The sequence below is a fragment of the Micromonospora sp. NPDC048830 genome (genome assembly GCF_043198215.1).
GTDB lineage: Bacteria > Actinomycetota > Actinomycetes > Mycobacteriales > Micromonosporaceae > Micromonospora.
The window spans coordinates 1-17,335 of record NZ_JBICUP010000066.1 but is presented as its reverse complement, the minus strand read 5'-3'; the positions used below and the strand labels follow the sequence as shown (position 1 = coordinate 17,335).

Below are 17,335 nucleotides of genomic sequence, written 5' to 3'. Positions count from 1 at the left end.
TCGGAGACGGTCAGGAGGCTGCGGAACCGGCCGCCCGGTCCTGGAAGAGCTCGTACGCCTCCGCGGGCTTGAGGTCGTCGTGCACCACCGCCCGGACCGCGGCGAGCATCGCCGCGGGGTGCTCGCTCTGGAAGATGTTGCGGCCCATGTCGACGCCCGCGGCCCCCTCCTGCATCGACCGGTACGCCATGGTCAGCGCGTCCAGCTCCGGCAGCTTCTTGCCGCCGGCGACGATGATCGGCACCGGGCAGCTCGCGGTGACCGTCTCGAAGCCCTCGTTGACGTAGTACGTCTTGACGATGTGCGCGCCCATCTCGGCGCTGATCCGGGTGGCGAGCCGGAAGTAGCGGGCGTCGCGGACCATGTCCTTGCCGACAGCCGTCACCCCCAGCACCGCGATCCCGTGCCGCTGCCCGGCGTCGACCAGGGTGGCCAGGTTCGCCACCGAGCGGGACTCGTGCTCACCGCCGATGAACACCTGGATCGCCAGCGCCGCCGCGTTGAGCCGCACCGCGTCCTCGATGTCCAGGGCGATGTGCTCGTCGGAGAGGTCCTTGAGCACGCTCGGGCCGCCGCTGGCGCGCAGCACCACCCCGGCGGTGCTGTGCGACGGGATGCTGGTGCGCAGCGCGCCCCGGGTCATCATGATCGCGTCGGCGTCCGGCACGAGCGGGGCGATCATGGTGTCGATCCGCTCCAGGCCGGCCATCGGGCCGAGGAAGTAGCCGTGGTCGAAGGCGAGCATCACCGTGCGGCCGTTGGGCTGGAAGATCCGGGACAGCCGGTTCTGCAGACCCCAGTCCTGGGCGTGCGCCCCCTTGACGTGGAAGCCGGTGGCCGGGCGTCCGCCCCCGGTGAAGGTGCGGGCGTCGAGCAGACCGTCGGTGTCAGCCATGCGTGGTGTCTCCTGTGATCGTTGCAGGGGTGGTCGCGGCCGCGGGGCGCGACCGGCGACGGGTTCGGGAGCCGGTGGCGGGGCCGCGCAGGCCGCCGCCGCCGGCGAGGAAGAGGACGAACAGCACCAGACCGCCCTTGAGCAGGTTCTGTGCGGCGGTGCTCCAGCCGACCAGGTTGACCAGGCCGTCGAGCAGGATGAAGAACAGCGCGCTGCCCCAGATGCCGACCGGCACGGCCCGGCCGCCCGAGATGAGTGTCCCGCCGATGACGACGACGGCGACCGAGTCGAGCAGGTAGCGGGTGCCCAGGTCGGGCGACGGCGCGATGTAGGCGGCGAGCAGCGCCCCGGCCAGCCCGGCGAGGGCGCCGCTGGCCAGGTACGTCACCGCGATGATCCGGGCGACCGGGACGCCGGCCCGTTCCGCTACCGGCCGGCTCTGGCCGACCGCGAGCAGCGACCGCCCGTACGTGGTGCGCCGGAGCAGGACCACGACGAGCGCGGTCAGCGCGGCGACCGCGACGGCGAGCACGGGCACGCCGGCCGGCCGCAGGTTGAGCAGCCGGCGCAGGCCCTCGTCGGGCACGGCGGTGAACCCGTCGGCCAGCGACAGCGTCAGCGACGAGGCGACGAGCCCGGCGGCCAGGGTGGCGATGATCGGCGGGACGGACAGGCCGAGGATCGCCACCACGCTGATCACCGCGATGGCCAGGCCGGTGCCGATCCCGGCGAGGATGCCCAGCGCCACCGAGCCGGTCGTCGCCGCGACCTGCACCGAGACGAACCCGGCGAGGGAGACGACCGAGGCCACCGACACGTCGATGTTGCCGGGCCCGGCGGTGATCACCAGCATCTGGCCGAGGCCCACGACGACCAGGTACGGCGCCAGGGACAGGGCGAGCGACACGGTCTGCCCGCCGCCCTGCGAGGAGATGGCCAGGATGGTGACCCAGACCAGCGCGGCGGCCAGGAAGCCCCAGATCCAGGGGCGGGCGAGGGTACGGGGAATCAACGGAGCACCTTTCCGACCACGACGCGGCCGGCGAGCACGGCCAGCACGATCACGCCCTGCACGGCCGACTGCATGTTCGACGGCACGTCGAGCAGGCTGAGGACGACGCTGACCAGGCCGAGGGTGACCCCGCCGATGGCCACGCCCCACGGCACCGCGGTGCCGCCGGCGAACGAACCGCCGCCGAGGATCACGGCCGCGACGCTGATCAGCGTGTAGCTGGTGGCCGACGACACGTCCCCGCCGCCGGTCTGCGAGGCGAGCACGAGGCCGGAGAGCACGCCGAGGGCGCCGGCCGCCGCGTACGCGACCACCCGCGCGGCCAGCGGGCGCAGGCCGGCCCGGTGCAGCGCCACGGGGTTGCTGCCCAGCGCGCGGACCCGGACGCCGACGGAGCTGCGCGAGGACAGCAGCCAGACCAGCGCCGAGACGACCAGGATCGGCAGCACCGGCGCGGGGAAGCCGGCCGGCTGCCAGGAGCCGAAGGTGGCGAGCCAGGCCGGGGTGGTGCCGCCCGGGGTGGGCAGCAGGAACAGGCCCAGGCCCAGCCACACGAAGGACGCGCCGAGCGTGGCGATCAGCGAGGGCACCCGGCGCAGGTGGATCAGCGCGCCGAGGACGGCGTACCCGGCGACCAGGCCGAGCAGCAGCAGCGCGCCCACGCCGGGGGAGGAGACCAGCGTGGTGGCCGAGACGACGGTCACCAGGCCGACGAAGTTGCCGATGCCCAGGTCGATGTCCCCGACGGACATCAGCACCATCTGGGCCTGGGCGGCCACGACCAGCGGGACGGTGGCCGAGAGGATCAGCGTGAGCCCGGGAACGGTCAGCACGCCGGGCTGCAGCGACGCGCAGACGGCGACCATCGCGGCCAGGGCGACGGCGCTGACCACGGCGGGCGCGGTACGGCGCAGCAGGGCACGCGGCGGCACGGCCGCCGCGACGAGGTCGGTCATCGCGGTGCTCCGGTGGACTCGGGCGTGGCAGGGGACGGGGCCGGGGACGCCGGCCCGGCCCCGGACGTGGACGCTGGCGTGGATGTGGACTCGGATCCGGACTCCGACTCGGCGAAGGAGACGGCGATGATCCGCTCCTCCGAGATCTCGCCGCCGCTCAGCTCGGCGACGACCCGCCCGGCCCGCAGCACGTAGACCCGGTCGCAGTGCGCCATCTCGGCGTTCTCGCTCGAGTACCACACGACGCTGCGGCCCCTGGCCGCCTCCTCGCGGATCAGCGCGTACAGGTCGGTCTTGGTGTGCACGTCGACGCCCCGGAACGGGTCGTCGAGCAGGACGAGGTCCGCCGTCGAGGCGAACGCCCGGGCGACGATGACCTTCTGCTGGTTGCCGCCGCTGAGTTCGGTCATCGCGGCGTCGGCGCCGCCGCGCACGGCCAGCCGGTCGACCCAGCCGCGGACGGTCGCGGCCTCCTCGGCCATCCGCCGGAAACCGCCCCGGGCCAGGCCGCGCATCGCGGTGATCGTCAGGTTCTCCGCCACCGACCACAGGGGCAGCACCCCGGAGCGCTGCCGGTCGCCCGGCACGTACGCGCGGGTGCCCCGGACCGTGGTGTCCCGGCGGACCGGGCGCCAGAGCCGCTCCAGCACCTCCTGCTGGCCCTGGCCGGCGAGGCCGGCCAGGCCCACCACCTCGCCCGCGCCGACCCGGATCGACACGTCGCGCAGCCCCTGGCCGGTGGCGCCGCGCAGCTCGGCCAGCACCGGCCGGTCGGCGCTCGCGCGCGCCGGGGCGGCGACGGCGGCGGACTCGGCGACCTCGGCGCCCATGAGCTCGAGCACGTCGCGCTCGCCGAGGCCGGCGGCGGGCCGCTCGGCCACCACCGCGCCGTCGCGCATCACCGCGACCCGGTCGGACACGGACAGGACCTCGCCGATGCGGTGCGAGATGAGCAGGACGGCGGTGCCTCCGGCGGCGAGCCGCCGGACGTGGTCGTACAGGGTACGGGCGGCGTCCGGGCCGAGGGATTCGGTCGGCTCGTCCAGGATCAGCAGGTCGAGGCGGTCGACCAGGCTGGCCCGGGCGATCTCCACCATCTGCCGCCGGGCGATGGACAGGTCCGCGACCCGGTCCCGGGGCGACACCCCGTGCCCGGGGAACATCTCGTCCAGCCGCCGGCGGACCGCCGCCCCGGCCGCCCGCCGCCAGCCCAGCCGGGGCAGGCAGTGGCGGGAGGAGAGCCAGATGTTCTCCGCGACGGTCAGGTCGGGGCACAGCGAGGTCTCCTGGTACGCCATGCGCACCGCGCGGAAGGCGGCCGCGCCCGGGTCGACGTCCCGCGGCGTCACCTCCCTGCCGCCCACCAGGACCGTGCCCTCGTCGCAGGGTTCCAGGCCGGCGAGGACGCGCATGAGCGTGCTCTTGCCGGCGCCGTTGTGGCCGACGAGGCCGAGCACCTCGCCCGCGCGGACGTCGAGATCCACGCCGGTGAGGGCGCGGGTTCGTCCGTACGTCTTGGTCACCCGCCGGGTGGTGACCACCGGTCGCGCCGCGGCGGGGGGCCGCTCGCCGCGCGGCGGGGCGGCGACGGACCCCGGCGGGGGGTTGTCGACGTGCATGATCCGCTTCTCCTCTGGTGGGGGCGGCCCCTGGCCGAGCCCCGACCCGTCCGGCCGGCGGGCCGGGTGCGGGTCGGGGCGACCGGGGCCGCTTCGACGGCCCTGGGTCAGTTGGCGGCCGTCGGGATCGGCGGGCGCACCGGGGCGCCGCCGGACTTCACGGCCTCCACCTGCTGGCGGAACAGCTCCTGCGTCCACGGCCAGGCGGCGTACTCGTCGGGCTTGAGCACGCCGGCCCAGGCGGCGAGGTCCTTCTGCTCGACCAGGACGATGGGGAAGGTCAGCTCCTTCGGGACGTCCTTGCCGGCGAGCAGGTCGAGCGCCTCCCACAGCGCCGCCACCGACTGGCCGGGGTCGGACATGACCGCGACCGAGCCGTTGTCGAGCTTGCTGTCCTTCCAGTAGTTCAGCGCGCGGCCGTTGGTCTCGAAGGTCAGCGCCGGGATCGGCTTGTTGGCGGTGGTGAACGCCTGGGCGACGCCGTAGCCGTCGCCGCAGCCGATGACCCCGTCGACCTGCGGCACGCTGGACAGCACGCCGAGGACGGCCTTCTGCGCCTTGGCGCCGTCGCACAGGCCGTTGACGGTGGCGGCGACCTTCACGTCGGGGTACTTGGCGAGGATGTCCTGGGTGGTCTGGTACATCTCGGCCTCCGGCTGGGAGCCGACCACGCCGCGGCTGATGATGACGGTGCCCTTGCCGCCGATGCCGTCGATCAGCGGCTGGGCGGCGGCGGTCGCCCAGTCCTTGAAGCTGTTGAGCAGGACGTGGGCGCACGGGGCGTCGATGGCGGAGTCGAACACCACGACCTTGATGCCGGCGTTGCACGCCTGCTCGATCACCGGCTTGAGGGCGGTCGGGGAGGCCGGGTCGATGAGCAGCGCGTCGGGCTTCTGCAGCAGCAGGCTCTTGATCTGGGCGACCTGCTCGGTGGCGGAGTTCTCGCCGGGCGCGTTGACGACCTTGAACTTGCTGATCAGGCCGTCCTTCTGGGCCTGGGTGGCGGCGGCCTCGAACTTGGCGATCATCGTCTGCCGCCAGCCGTTGCCGATGAAGCCGTTGCTCAGGGCGATGAACGGCTTGTCGCCGCCGGAGCCCGCGGCGGCGCCGCCGGAGTCGCCGGAGCCGCAGCCGGTCGCCGTAGCGCCGAGGGCCACGGCGAGGGCGGCGGCGAGCACGGCCCGTCGACGCCGGGGCGGGGGTGTGGTGCGCATGGTGGGGCCTCCATCGGGCGGACCCGCCGGAGCGGGAGTGGTGGTGTCGGGTTGCGCCGGCCCGGCAGGGGACCACGGTCGGCGTGCCAGTCATTACAGACCTGTAGTGACAGGTTCGCTAGATGCACGTCACAAACGTGTTTCAGATCACAGTCGTACGTGTTGCAGAGTCGCGACCACCTGCGGCTTTTCTCAATCGGAGGGCGGCGGGCTTGTCATGACATCTCGAAACCGCCGTGGCATGCTGTGGTCGGTCGATGGGAAGGGAATCCATGACGATGACGTACCGGCGGCTCACCCGCGACGGGGGCGAGCCGCTGTGGATGCAGCTGATGCGGACGCTGCGCGGGCAGATCGAGGCGGGTGAGATCGGCCCGGACCAGCCGCTGCCCTCGGAGGCGGAGCTGAGCGACATCTACGGCGTGTCACGGACGGTCGTCCGGGAGGCGCTGCGCGAGCTCGTCCAGCAGCGGATGATCTACAAGGTCAAGGGGCGGGGGGCCTTCGTCGCGCCGCGCAAGACGGAGTTGCGCTTCGTCGGCTCCGTCTCCGGCTCCGCCGCCGACCTGCGCGAGTCCGGCCGCCGGGTCACCACCCACACCGTCAGCCAGAGTCTCGGCGAGGCGGACAAGCGCGAGGCGGACCTGCTGCGGCTGCCGCAGGGCGCGCCGGTCGTGCGGATGCGCCGGCTGCGCAGCGTCGACGGCCAGCCGTGGCTGCTCGTCGACACCGCCCTGCCGGCCGCCCTGGTGCCCGGGCTGGAGCGGGCCGTGCTGGAGAACCAGTCCCTGTACGACGTGCTGCGCCGCCGGTACGGGCTGGAGGCCGCCGCGGCCGACCGCTGGATCGAGGCGGTCTTTCCCGAGCCCGAGGACGCCGCGCTGCTGGAGGTCACCGCCTCCACGCCGCTGCTCGGCATCGAGTCGGTGGCCTGGCTGCCCGACGGCACCCGCTTCGAGGCGTACTACGCCCTGCACCGCAGCGACCAGACGCGGTTCTACGTGGGCATCCGCTGACGCCGGACCATTCCCTGTCGACGGTCCCGCGAGGACCGTCCCCCGACGACGGTCGGCCGGGGCCGGCGAGGACGCCGGCCCCGGCCGCGCGGGTGCGCCCCGGTCAGTAGAGCAGGTACGGCCGGCGCCGCCGGTCGAACGCCGCCAGCTCGTCGGCCCAGGCGCCCACCACGTCGGCCACGTCGGCGCCGGCGTCGATCATCGTGCGCAGCCGGGGCGACCCGGTGAGCTTGTCGATCCAGTACGGCCGTTCGCGGTCCCCACGCGTCTGCCGCCAGGCGAACGCCGGGTACCTGCGCGCCTCCACCAGCATCGCCACCCCGGTGCGGATCGGGTCGTACGCGTCGCGGTCCACGATCTTCACCTCCACGCCCGCGCAGAGCTTGTTGAGCAGCGCCGGCTTCTGTCCGGCCGAGGTCGGCGAGAAGTACGCCTCGCGGAACTCCACCCCCGGCAGGCCCCGGGCGTTGAGCCGGTCGCCCCAGTGGTGGTCGAAGTCGGTCGCCAGGCCGCCGACCAGCTCGAACGGGCGGGTCGTGCCCCGCCCCTCGGTGATCGAGGCGACGCCCTCGAACAGGCAGGTGCCCGGGTAGACGAGCGCGGCGTCCGTGGTGGGCATGTTGGGGCTGGGCATCACCCAGGGCAGGTCGGTGTCGGCGGCGAGCGTGTCCCGCTTCCAGTGCCGGCAGCGCACCACGTGCAGGTCGACCGGATGTCGAAGACCACCGTGTCCGTGCCGGACTCGGTGAACATGGCCTCCCACCTGGCCTGGGACGCGCCGTACGCGTCGTGGACGGTGATGCCGGTGCGCGCGTCCGTGCCGCTGCCCTCGCTGCCGCCCGCCTGGGCCGAGCCCCGGAAGCCGTGCTCGGGACCGAACGCCGCCGCCAGGTCGACCTGACCGGAGCCGTGCATCAGATCCACCCCTCCAGGCAGCTCGGTTCATCGAAACTTAGTTACGGGACGATGGCTGATCAAGGATAGTTAGCTACACCCGTCGGGGGCGGTTGCGGCGGTCGACGGTCGACTCAGCGGGCGGGCTGCCAGCCGGGCCGGCCGAGGACGTGGCGGAGCCGGTCCCGCCACGACGCCGCCGCCCGGACGTCCGCCCAGATCGCGGCGTACTCGTGGGTCGCCACCCGCAGCGGGTTGTAGGTGCCGACGTGAGGGGCGGCACGTCCGGGCGTCCCCCCGGACCCCGGTGGTGCCGACGTGCGGGAGAATCGCTGCGACCGGCAGGTTTAGCGGCGCTGCCGGGCGGTGAAGAGTGGGGGCCAGCCACGACGAGAGGGGTCATACGTGTCCGAGACACCGCGCCACCGGGCCAGTGACGGCACAGTTCCACCGGACGACGTGATCGACCCGCTGCTGTGGCGACTGGGGTACGACGTCGCCAGCGCGCACGAGCCCGACGAGAATGGCCGCTGCCGCAACCTGCTCTGCGCCGGCCAGCCCTCGCCGTGCGCGGCGCTGGCCAACGCCGAGCGTGCGCTCGGCCTGTCCCGGCGCGGCGCGCCGGTGCAGTCGCCGGCCGAGCCGGCCCCCGCGCCCCTGGCCCTTCCCGCGACGCCGGTCCCCGCGCAGCGGGGCGGCGGGGCCGAACGTGAGGCGGCCTGAGCGGTCGCTGCCCCGACGGGAGCGGACGCGAGGCCGCCTGACGCCGGTCAGCGGTGCGGGGCGGCACCCGGCGACCGCCTGGGCGGCGGCAATCCCGCCGGGCCCGCCCGCGACCCGAACGCGGTCAGGAAGCGGTCCCGGAAGCTGTCCATCCGCCACACCGGCGCCCCGGGGCCGGGACGCAGGCCGTCCTGCCAGCCCCACCCGGCGATCCGGTCCAGCACGGCCGGGTCGCGGGCCACGACAGTGACCGGCACGTCCCGGCCGGCGTCCGCGCCGGTGACGGCCGGGGCGGGCTGGTGGTCGCCGAGGAAGACCAGCACCAGGTCGTCGTCGCCGTACGTCTCGACGTACGAGATCAGCGTCTCCAGGGTGTACTCGACGCTGCTGCGGTACCCGGCGCGCACCTGAGCGGCCGAGCGGCGCACCGCGTCCCGGCCGCCGGGGGTGACCGTCACGGCGTGCGCGAAGACCGAGCCGTCGCCGAGGTCGTCCCAGCCCAGCGGCCGGGGAACGAGGGTCCACGGGGAGTGGCTGGAGGTCAGCGCGATCTCGGCCAGCACCGGGGGCCGGCCGGTGCCGGCCCGCTCCCGACGCTGGAAGACCGACAGCGCGTACTGGTCGGGCATCGGGGCGTAGCCGAACGCCGGCCCCCGGTAGCCGAGGGCCCGGCTGTCGTAGAACTGGTCGTAGCCGTAGAAGCGGCCCTCGGGCCAGTCCTGCACGGCGGCCGGCATCACGCCGACCGTGCGCCAGCCCGCCCGGTGGAACGCGCCGCCCAGGGTGAGCCGGTCCCCGGCCAGCAGGCTCCGGTGGCGCTGCTCGGTGTCGATCCACAGCCCGGACAGCAGCGTGGCGTGGGCCAGCCAGCTCCCGCCGCCCGCGGTCGGCGAGGTGAGGTACGCGCTGCGGGCGCCGAAGCCGGCCGCCCGCAGTCGCGCGGTCCCCGCGTCGAGCACCGCGCCGACCCCGGGCGCGAACTCCGGGTCCTCGACCGCGTCCCGCCCGTAGCTCTCCACGAACGCGACGACGACGTCCTTGCCGCGCAGGCCGGTCAGCAGCTGCCCGCCCGGGGTGTCCCGGAACGGGTCGGCGGCGACCTGCGCGGCGAACACGTCCCGGTCGGCCAGGCCCGCCCGCACCCGCGCCGCGTGATCGCGGACGAGGGCGCCGGCGCCGGAGTCGGCGACCGGTACGCCGGGGGCGACCCGCACGCCGAACGCGGCGCAGGCGACCCAGCCGACGGTCAGCGCCGCCACGGCCCGGGTGGCGCCGGTCTCGTGCCGGGCGAGCAGCACGGCCAGCCGCAGCACCGCCAGCGCCCCCACGGCCGGCAGCCCGACGGCGAGCAGCCCGACGGCGACGGCGGCCGCGGTCGCGCCGGCCCGGCCGACCGAGTCGGCGAGGAAACCGGTCGCGTCGTCGAGCAGCGCCCAGTCGGACACCGGATCGAACGGCCGGCCCAGCGCGCCGGAGAAGCCCAGGTCGGCGAGCTTCAGGACGCCCAGCAGGCCGAGCGCCGCCCCGGCCAGCGCGGCCATCGGGCGCCGGACCCGCGCCGGCAGGGCCAGCAGCACGGCGGCGGCCAGCAGCGCCTCGACGGGCAGGCGCAGGAACGCCCACGGGGTCAGCTCGCCCGGCCGGACCGGCGCGGCGAGGACGGCCAGCACGAGCAGCCCCGCCAGCCCGCTCGCCACGCCCGCCCGCAGGCGCCGCCACCCGCCGCGCCCCCGGGTTCCCGTCGTCGCGTCGCCCTTCATGCCGACACCCCGGGCGGCACGGGGGTGGGCTCCGTGCTCGGGTCTGGTCGCGCCGGATGTGCGCGCCCTCCGCGACGGCCGGCACCGATCACAGGGCGTGGCCGCGCCGGACGGCGCCGCCAGAGCCAGCCGACGTCCCGGCCGAACGACTCGACGAGCAGGACCAGCGCGCCGGCCAGCAGCACGCTCGCCGCCGCCGGGGACAGCACCCCGGCCGAGGCCGCCGCGAGGGCCACGCCCTGCGCCGCGGCGACCACCTTGCGCCAGCGGCGCGGCGGCAGCGTCCCGCGCAGCCACGGCAGCGCCCACCCGGCGGCCACGAAGGCGTACCGCATCGCGCCCATCGCGAGCACCCAGCCCCCGAGCGTCGGCGCCAGGTGGGCGCCCAGCAGCAGGATGAGGTACGCGTCGACCTCCATGTCGAAGCGCGCCCCGAGCGCGCTGGCCGTGCCGGTGCGCCGGGCCACCTGCCCGTCGACCGCGTCCAGCAGCAGCGCCACCGCCGTCAGCCCGACCAGTAGCGGGACGGGCGCGGCCCCGCCGAACCCGTCCACGACCAGCGCGGTCACCGCGCCCACCAGGACCGCCCGGCCCAACGTCACCACGTCGCCCGGTCCCAGGCCCGCCGCCCCGGCGCGGCGCAGGCCCCGCGCCAGCAGGGCGCAGACGACGATCCCGTACGCCAGCCCGGCGCACCAGCCGGCCGGGCCGATCCCGACGGCCGCGTGCAGGCCCGCCAGGACGACGAACTGGACGACCAGTCCGGTGATCGGACCCCGTTGAACCCTGAACACCGCGCCTCCGTGATTGATGATCGACGGGATGACCGTCGACGGTCCGTCGACACACACCACGAACGGCGGGCCCGGACGGTTCGGACCGCCGGGAAACCACGAGGAGGACGAGGTGCGCCACGAGGGGACGACCGACGCCTCGCGGGCGTACGCGTTCTGGCTGCGCGAGCCCGGGGCGGGGGAGATCCGGGAGGCGACGCTGCCCGCGCCCGGCCCCGACGAGGTGCTGGTCCGCGCCCGCTACTCCGGGGTCAGCCGGGGCACCGAGACGCTGGTCTTCACCGGCCGGGTCCCCGCCGACCAGTACGCCGCCATGCGCGCCCCGTTCCAGGAGGGCGACTTCCCCGCCCCCGTCAAGTACGGCTACCTCAGCGTCGGCGTGGTGGAGCAGGGCCCGGCGGCGCTGCGCGGGCGTACCGTCTTCTGCCTGCACCCGCACCAGACCGCGTACGTGGTGCCGGTCGACGCGGTGGTGCCCGTACCGGACGGGGTGCCGGCGGCCCGCGCGGTGCTCGCCGGCACCGTGGAGACCGCCGTGAACGCCCTGTGGGACGCCCCGCCGCTGGTCGGCGACCGGGTGAGCGTGGTCGGCGCCGGCATGGTCGGCGCCTGCGTCGCCGCGCTGCTCGCCCGCTTCCCCGGGGTGCGGGTCGAACTGGTCGACGCGGACCCCGGCCGGGCCGCCGTGGCCGCGGCGCTCGGCGTCGACTTCGCCCGGCCCGAGGAGGCCACCGGCGGGCGCGACCTGGTGGTGCACGCCAGCGCCACCTCCGCCGGGTTGCAGCGCGCGTTGGACCTGCTCGCCCCTGAGGGCACGGTGCTGGAGCTGAGCTGGTACGGCGACCGCCCCGTCACCCTGTCGCTGGGCGGGGCGTTCCACTCCGGCCGGCTGACCGTACGCAGCAGCCAGGTCGGCCGGGTCGCCCCGGCCCGCCGGGGCAGCCGCACGTACGCCGACCGGCTCGCGCTGGCCCTGGAACTGCTCGCCGACCCCGCCTTCGACGCGCTGATCACCGGCCGCTCGCCGTTCGCGGAGCTGCCGGACGTGCTCGCCGCACTGAGCGCGGGACGCCTGCCCGCGCTGTGCCACCTCATCACCTACCAGGAGGAGTGACAACGTGTTCAGCGTGACCGTCCGCGACCACATGATGATCGCCCACAGCTTCCGCGGCGAGGTCTTCGGGCCGGCGCAGCGCCTGCACGGGGCCACGTTCGTCGTCGACGCCACCTTCCGCCGGCCCGACCTGGACGCCGACGGGATCGTGGTCGACATCGGCCGGGCCACGGACGCGCTGAAGGCGATCCTCGGCGAGCTGACGTACCGCAACCTCGACGACGAGCCGGCGTTCGCCGGGACGAACACCACGACGGAGGTGCTGGCCCGTACGGTGGCCGACCGGCTCGCCGACCGGGTGCGTGCGGGCGACCTGGGCGAGGGTGCGCGCGGGCTGACCGGTATCACCGTCACCCTGCACGAGTCGCACGTCGCCTGGGCCAGCTACGAGCGCCCGCTGTGACCGGCCAGTTGCCTGCGCCCGCCGTGACCACGGCGGGCGCGGGCGCCCGGGAGGTGCACGTGGTGCTGCCCGACGACATCGACGACCCGGCCACGCCCAGCGGCGGCAACCACTACGACCGGCGGGTCTGCGCCGGGCTGGCCGGCGCCGGCTGGCGGGTCCGCGAGCACCCGGTGACCGGCGGCTGGCCCGACCCCACCCCGGCCGGGCGGGCCGCGCTCGCCGGCCGCCTCGCGGCGCTGCCCGACGGCGCGGTGGTGCTGCTGGACGGGCTGGTCGCCTCGGTGGCGCCGGACGTGCTGGCACCGCACGCCGGCCGGCTGCGCCTCGTCGTGCTGGTGCACCTGCCCCGCGAGGACGCCGCCGAGGCCCGCGCCCTGGCCGCCGCCACCGCCGTCGTGACGACCAGCGACTGGGCCCGCCGCCGGCTGCTCGACCGGTACGGGCTGCCCGCCGACCGGGTGCGCGTCGCCGCGCCGGGAGTCGATCCCGCGCCGCCGGCCGCCGGGACGCCCGCCGGGACCGAGCTGCTGTGCGTGGCGGCGGTCGCCCCGCACAAGGGCCACGACGTGCTGCTGACCGCCCTGGCCACGATCACCGACCTGCCGTGGCGCTGCGTCTGCGTCGGCGCGACGACCCGCGCCCCGGACTTCGCCGACGGGCTGCGCCGGCTGGCCGAGCGGACCGGCCTGACCGGGCGGGTACGGCTGGTCGGCCCCCGCACCGGCCCCGGGCTGGCCGCCGCGTACGCCGCCGCCGACCTGCTGGTGCTGGCCTCGCGCGGCGAGACGTACGGGATGGTGGTCACCGAGGCGCTGGCCCGGGGCGTACCGGTGCTGGCCAGCGACGTCGGCGGCCTGCCCGAGGCGCTGGGGCGTGCCCCGGACGGCGAGCGGCCCGGCCTGCTGGTGCCGCCCGAGGACCCGGCGGCGCTGGCCGCCGCCCTGCGCCGCTGGCTCGGCGACGCCGGCCTGCGCGAGCGGCTGCGCCGGGCCGCCCGCGCCCGCCGGGACACCCTGGCCGGCTGGGACGCCACCGCGGCGGCCCTCGCCGCGGCGCTGGCGGGTCCGGGCCGCGGTCGCGGCGGCGTCCTCGGCCTCGCGGCGGGCCGCGGAGGCGGCGACGTGAGCGGGCGAGCCGGCGAACTCGGTGCCACGGCTCATGACGGCGCCCAGCGCAGCGAGGCGGCGACATGAGCGACGGCTACGACCCGACCGGGGTCAGCCACGACCCGGGCGCCTTCGCCCGCTGGCTGCGGCTGCGGGAGGCCGCCGACGCGTCGGCGCGCGCCGCCGACCTGCTCGAACCGCTGCGTCGACAGCTCCCGGCCGGCGGGCCGACGGTGATCCACGACCTCGGCGCGGGCACCGGGTCGATGGGCCGCTGGCTCGCCCCCCGGCTGCCCGGCCCGCAGCACTGGGTCCTGCACGACCGCGACCCCGGCCTGCTCGCCCGCGCCCGTGCCGCCCCGCCGGCCGCCGCCGACGGCGCCCCGGTCACCGTGGCGACCCGGCGGGCCGACCTCACCCGGCTGACCGCCGCCGACCTCGCCGACGCCTCGCTGGTCACCGCGTCCGCGCTGCTGGACATGCTCACCGCCGAGGAGGTCGAGCGGATCGTCGCCGCCTGCGCCGAACGCCCCACCCTGCTCACCCTCTCGGTGGTCGGCCGGGTCGAGCTGACCCCGCCCGACCCGCTCGACGACGAGGTCGCCAAGGCGTTCAACGACCACCAGCGGCGCGCCGTCGCCGGGCGTACACTGCTCGGCCCCGACGCCCTCGACGCCTGCGTCGCCGCGTTCGCCCGGCACGGCGTGTCGGCGATCGTCCGGCCCAGCCCCTGGCGCCTCGGCCCCGATCAGGCCGAGCTGGCGGCCGGGTGGTTCACCGGCTGGCTCGGCGCCGCCCGCGAGCAGCGGCCCGAGCTGGCCGGCCCCGCCGAGGCGTACGGCCGCCGGCGGCTGGCGCAGGCGCGGGCCGGCCGGCTCGGCGTCCTCGTCGACCACCGCGACCTGCTCGCCGGTTGCCCATGAGCGTCGTGCCGAGGCTGCCCCGGTCGGCCTGGCGGTGGGCGCGGACCCTCGCCGGGGTGGCGGTGCTCGCCCTCCTGCTGCGCCAGGTGGGCGGCGGCCCGTTCCTCGCCGGGCTGCGCCTGATCGACGGCCCGGCGCTCGCGGCGGCGCTCGGCGCCGGCCTGCTCACCACCGTCTGCGCGGCGTGGCGGTGGCGCCTCGTCGCCGGCGGGCTCGGCGTACGGCTGCCGCTCGGCGTCGCCGTGGCGCACTACTACCGGGCCGTGTTCCTGAACGCGACGCTGCCCGGCGGGGTGCTCGGCGACGTGGACCGCGCGGTCCGCCACGGGCGCGACGCCGGCGACCTCGGCCGGGGTGTGCGGGCGGTGGTGTGGGAACGCGCCGCCGGCCAGGCGGTCCAGGCGGTGATCGTGGTGGTGGTGCTGGCCGCGTTCCCGTCGCCGGTGCGGCCGTACCTGCCGGCGGCCGTGGCGCTGCTCGCCGCCGGGGCGGTCGGCGCGGTGCTGCTGGCCCGGGCGGCCCCGAGGTTCGGCGCGTCGGCCTGGGCGCGGGCGCTGCGGGCGGCGGTGGCCGACGTCCGTGCCGGCCTGCTGGCCCGCCGCACCTGGTGCGGGGTGCTGCTGGCCTCCGCCGTGGTGGTCGCCGGCCACCTGGCCACCTTCCTGGTCGCCGCCCGGACGGCGGGGGCGACCGCGCCACTGTCCCGACTGGTGCCGCTGACCCTGCTCGCGCTGCTCGCGATGGGCATACCGTTGAACGTGGCCGGGTTCGGGCCGCGCGAGGGGGTGGCGGCCTGGGCGTTCGGGGCTGCGGGCCTCACCGCCGCGCAGGGCGTCGCCACCGCCACGGTGTACGGGGTCCTGGTCCTGGTGTCGAGCCTGCCCGGGGCGGTGGTGCTGCTGGCCCGCCGCCGCCCGGGGCCCGTCACCCGGCCGGCGCGCCCCGAGCGGCTGACCGCGTGACGAAGGAGAGTCATGTCCCGAGCACTGCCGAGCGCGACCGTCCGGACGCAGGTGACGGTTCCGCTGCGCTTCTCCGACGGCTACGCCACGACCGCCCGGGTGTTCTCGTTCCACGGTCTGGCCGACGGCCGCGAACACCTCGCGTTCGGGGTCGGGGACTGGCAGGCCGCGCTGGACCGGGCCGCCGCCGGCGGGCCGCCCGCGCTGGTCCGCCCGCACAGCGAGTGCCTGACCGGGGACGTGTTCGGCAGCCAGCGCTGCGACTGCGGTCCGCAGCTGCGCGAGGCGGTCGAGCGGATCGCCGAGCCGGGCGGCCTGGTGCTCTACCTGCGGCAGGAGGGCCGGGGCATCGGCCTGTACGCCAAGCTCGACGCGTACGCCCTGCAGGACTCGGGGCTGGACACCTACGAGGCGAACCTGGCCCTGGGTCACGGCGCCGACGAGCGGGACTACACGGTCGCCGCCCAGATGCTGGTGGCCCTCGGGGCCGGCCGGGTGGCCCTGCTCAGCAACAACCCGGACAAGGCCGAGCAGCTGCGCCGGCTCGGGATCGAGGTGGTCGAGCGGGTGCCCACGGCGCTGCACCTGTCCCCGGCGAACGTCGGATACCTGGCGGCCAAGGCCAGTCGGGCGGCCCACACCATCGACCTCTCCGTCGTCCCGTGACCGCCACGGCACCGGGCCCCGCGCGCCCGGGTCCCACCGTCGCGGACGGCGCGGGCGCGCCGCCGGACCGGCCGTACGTGCTGCTGTCCTGCGCCATGTCGATCGACGGCTACATCGACGACGCCACCGACCAGCGGCTGCTGCTGTCCAACGAGGCGGACCTGGACCGCGTCGACGCCGTACGGGCGGGGTGCGACGCCATCCTCGTCGGCGCCGGCACGGTCCGCCTCGACGATCCGCGGCTGGTGGTGCGCTCGCCGGAGCGTCAGCAGCGGCGGGTCGCCCGCGGCCTGCCCCCGTCGCCGACGAAGGTCACCGTCACCGCCACCGGCGATCTCGACCCGGCGGCCCGGTTCTTCACCGTCGGCGACGCCGAGCGGATCGTCTACTGCGCGCCGGCGGCGCTGGAGAAGGCCCGGCACCGCCTGGCCGGGCTGGCCACGGTCGTGGAGGTGCCGCCCGGCTGCGCCGCGGCGGCGGGCGGCGTGGGGCCAGCCGACGGCCCCGACGCCGGTGCGCCGCTCGGCTGTGCCGGGGTGCTGGCCGACCTGGCCGCCCGGGGGGTGCGCCGGCTGATGGTCGAGGGCGGCGCGGGCGTGCACACGCAGTTCCTCGGCGCGGGGCTCGTCGACGAGCTGCACCTGGTGGTCGCCCCGTTCTTCGTCGGCGACCGCCGCGCGCCCCGGTTCCCCGGCGACGGCCGGTTCCCGTGGCACCCGGGCCGGCGGGCGATCCTCGCGGAGGCCCGCCAGATCGGCGACGTCGTGCTGCTGCGCTACGCCCTCTCCGGCCGCTGCGGGAGCGACCCAGGTCACGTGTGATTCGACGGTCCGCGGCTCGGCGCCCTCAGCTTCTCCGGCCCGGGGGCAGGTCACGCAGGATCGCCCGGATACCGAGCGCGGAGCGCCTGGCCGTCGTGTCCAGGTCGTTGCCGGGCATCAGCGCCCGGCCCTTGAGGGCCAGCGGGATGACGGCCGTCCAGCCGATCAAAATCGACGGCACCACCACCACGAACATGGCCGCGGCCAAGGCACGTACGACGTCAGGCGACACGCCGAAGAGCCCGAGCGGGATGATGCCCAGAGCGAGGAGGAGTCCGAGGATGAGCCCGCGGAAGCTCGCTACCGCCCGGTGGTAGGCGGAGGTCTCCCGTAGCTGCCGGACGTACTCCTCATCGCCGATCATCGAATGTCTTCCGTGGAAACCCCCGGCTTTAGCCGTGGGGAGGAAACGGAACCCCTGCGGAGCAGGTCAGGGATAGCCCATTCGCCGCCA

General features: G+C 76.0%; 19 protein-coding genes. 9 read left to right on the top strand and 10 right to left on the bottom strand.

The genetic code is table 11. From position 1 onward, the window contains the following. Positions 1-10: 10 nt before the first annotated feature. The 5 genes from lsrF to ACGFIZ_RS31650 all read right to left on the bottom strand — a co-directional run bounded on the left by lsrF (position 11) and on the right by ACGFIZ_RS31650 (position 5,696). Entirely contained in the window at positions 11-895 is an 885-nt protein-coding gene (gene lsrF, locus ACGFIZ_RS31670) for a 3-hydroxy-5-phosphonooxypentane-2,4-dione thiolase (RefSeq protein ID WP_393426198.1), read from the bottom strand. Beyond that, a complete protein-coding gene (locus ACGFIZ_RS31665; protein WP_393426195.1) occupies positions 888-1,907 on the bottom strand; it encodes an ABC transporter permease in 1,020 nt (339 codons plus the stop codon). Before ACGFIZ_RS31665 ends, lsrF begins: the two co-directional genes overlap by 8 nt. Then, the gene (locus tag ACGFIZ_RS31660) at positions 1,904-2,863 is read right to left on the bottom strand and encodes an ABC transporter permease (RefSeq protein WP_393426192.1); all 960 of its coding nucleotides are present in this window, start codon (positions 2,861-2,863) and stop codon (positions 1,904-1,906) included. The genes ACGFIZ_RS31665 and ACGFIZ_RS31660 overlap by 4 nt, the downstream gene beginning before the upstream one ends. After that, positions 2,860-4,482 carry a sugar ABC transporter ATP-binding protein gene (locus tag ACGFIZ_RS31655; protein WP_393426189.1) on the bottom strand — a complete coding sequence of 541 codons (1,623 nt, stop codon included), beginning with the start codon at positions 4,480-4,482 and terminating at the stop codon, positions 2,860-2,862. The genes ACGFIZ_RS31660 and ACGFIZ_RS31655 overlap by 4 nt, the downstream gene beginning before the upstream one ends. 107 nt (positions 4,483-4,589) lie before the next feature. Continuing rightward, positions 4,590-5,696 carry an ABC transporter substrate-binding protein gene (locus ACGFIZ_RS31650; protein WP_393426186.1) on the bottom strand — a complete coding sequence of 369 codons (1,107 nt, stop codon included), beginning with the start codon at positions 5,694-5,696 and terminating at the stop codon, positions 4,590-4,592. 272 nt (positions 5,697-5,968) lie between these two features. Here ACGFIZ_RS31650 and ACGFIZ_RS31645 point away from each other — a divergent pair, with 272 nt between their 5' ends. Beyond that, the gene (locus ACGFIZ_RS31645) at positions 5,969-6,712 is read left to right on the top strand and encodes a GntR family transcriptional regulator (RefSeq protein ID WP_347668088.1); all 744 of its coding nucleotides are present in this window, start codon (positions 5,969-5,971) and stop codon (positions 6,710-6,712) included. Positions 6,713-6,815: 103 nt separating this feature from the next. Here the strand turns inward: ACGFIZ_RS31645 and ACGFIZ_RS31640 are convergent, their stop codons facing one another. Together ACGFIZ_RS31640 and ACGFIZ_RS31635 are read right to left on the bottom strand one after the other, a co-directional pair. Further along, a complete protein-coding gene (locus tag ACGFIZ_RS31640; RefSeq protein WP_393426182.1) occupies positions 6,816-7,406 on the bottom strand; it encodes a hypothetical protein in 591 nt (196 codons plus the stop codon). After that, on the bottom strand, positions 7,346-7,627 hold the full coding sequence (locus tag ACGFIZ_RS31635) for an exo-beta-N-acetylmuramidase NamZ domain-containing protein (protein WP_393426241.1): 282 nt from the start codon (positions 7,625-7,627) through the stop codon (positions 7,346-7,348). The genes ACGFIZ_RS31640 and ACGFIZ_RS31635 overlap by 61 nt, the downstream gene beginning before the upstream one ends. Positions 7,628-8,011: 384 nt before the next feature. Between ACGFIZ_RS31635 and ACGFIZ_RS31630 the strand changes: the two genes are divergently transcribed. Continuing rightward, on the top strand, positions 8,012-8,329 hold the full coding sequence (locus ACGFIZ_RS31630; protein ID WP_393426180.1) for a hypothetical protein: 318 nt from the start codon (positions 8,012-8,014) through the stop codon (positions 8,327-8,329). A 47-nt stretch (positions 8,330-8,376) separates the two neighbouring features. Here the strand turns inward: ACGFIZ_RS31630 and ACGFIZ_RS31625 are convergent, their stop codons facing one another. Next, complete coding sequence (locus ACGFIZ_RS31625; RefSeq protein ID WP_393426177.1) at positions 8,377-10,089, bottom strand: sulfatase; 1,713 nt, start codon at positions 10,087-10,089, stop codon at positions 8,377-8,379. Further along, positions 10,086-10,883 (bottom strand): CDP-alcohol phosphatidyltransferase family protein, encoded by a 798-nt coding sequence (locus ACGFIZ_RS31620; RefSeq protein ID WP_393426174.1) that lies wholly within the window; start codon positions 10,881-10,883, stop codon positions 10,086-10,088. Before ACGFIZ_RS31620 ends, ACGFIZ_RS31625 begins: the two co-directional genes overlap by 4 nt. 28 nt (positions 10,884-10,911) lie before the next feature. Between ACGFIZ_RS31620 and ACGFIZ_RS31615 the strand changes: the two genes are divergently transcribed. The 7 genes from ACGFIZ_RS31615 to ACGFIZ_RS31585 all read left to right on the top strand — a co-directional run bounded on the left by ACGFIZ_RS31615 (position 10,912) and on the right by ACGFIZ_RS31585 (position 16,881). Beyond that, positions 10,912-11,997 (top strand): dehydrogenase, encoded by a 1,086-nt coding sequence (locus ACGFIZ_RS31615; RefSeq protein ID WP_393426171.1) that lies wholly within the window; start codon positions 10,912-10,914, stop codon positions 11,995-11,997. Between the two features lie 4 nt (positions 11,998-12,001). After that, complete coding sequence (locus tag ACGFIZ_RS31610) at positions 12,002-12,400, top strand: 6-carboxytetrahydropterin synthase (RefSeq protein WP_347668084.1); 399 nt, start codon at positions 12,002-12,004, stop codon at positions 12,398-12,400. Between the two features lie 23 nt (positions 12,401-12,423). Continuing rightward, positions 12,424-13,596, top strand: a complete 1,173-nt coding sequence (locus ACGFIZ_RS31605; RefSeq protein ID WP_393426168.1) for a glycosyltransferase family 4 protein — start codon at positions 12,424-12,426, stop codon at positions 13,594-13,596. Then, positions 13,593-14,432, top strand: a complete 840-nt coding sequence (locus ACGFIZ_RS31600; RefSeq protein WP_393426165.1) for a methyltransferase domain-containing protein — start codon at positions 13,593-13,595, stop codon at positions 14,430-14,432. The genes ACGFIZ_RS31605 and ACGFIZ_RS31600 overlap by 4 nt, the downstream gene beginning before the upstream one ends. Beyond that, positions 14,429-15,394, top strand: coding sequence for a lysylphosphatidylglycerol synthase transmembrane domain-containing protein (locus ACGFIZ_RS31595; protein WP_393426162.1), 966 nt, complete (start codon positions 14,429-14,431; stop codon positions 15,392-15,394). The genes ACGFIZ_RS31600 and ACGFIZ_RS31595 overlap by 4 nt, the downstream gene beginning before the upstream one ends. A 12-nt stretch (positions 15,395-15,406) precedes the next feature. Next, on the top strand, positions 15,407-16,060 hold the full coding sequence (gene ribA, locus ACGFIZ_RS31590; protein WP_393426159.1) for a GTP cyclohydrolase II: 654 nt from the start codon (positions 15,407-15,409) through the stop codon (positions 16,058-16,060). Positions 16,061-16,137: 77 nt separating this feature from the next. Then, a complete protein-coding gene (locus ACGFIZ_RS31585) occupies positions 16,138-16,881 on the top strand; it encodes a RibD family protein (protein ID WP_393426238.1) in 744 nt (247 codons plus the stop codon). Between the two features lie 25 nt (positions 16,882-16,906). Here ACGFIZ_RS31585 and ACGFIZ_RS31580 read toward each other — a convergent pair whose 3' ends face one another. Then, entirely contained in the window at positions 16,907-17,245 is a 339-nt protein-coding gene (locus tag ACGFIZ_RS31580) for a hypothetical protein (RefSeq protein WP_393426156.1), read from the bottom strand. Positions 17,246-17,335: the final 90 nt, after the last annotated feature.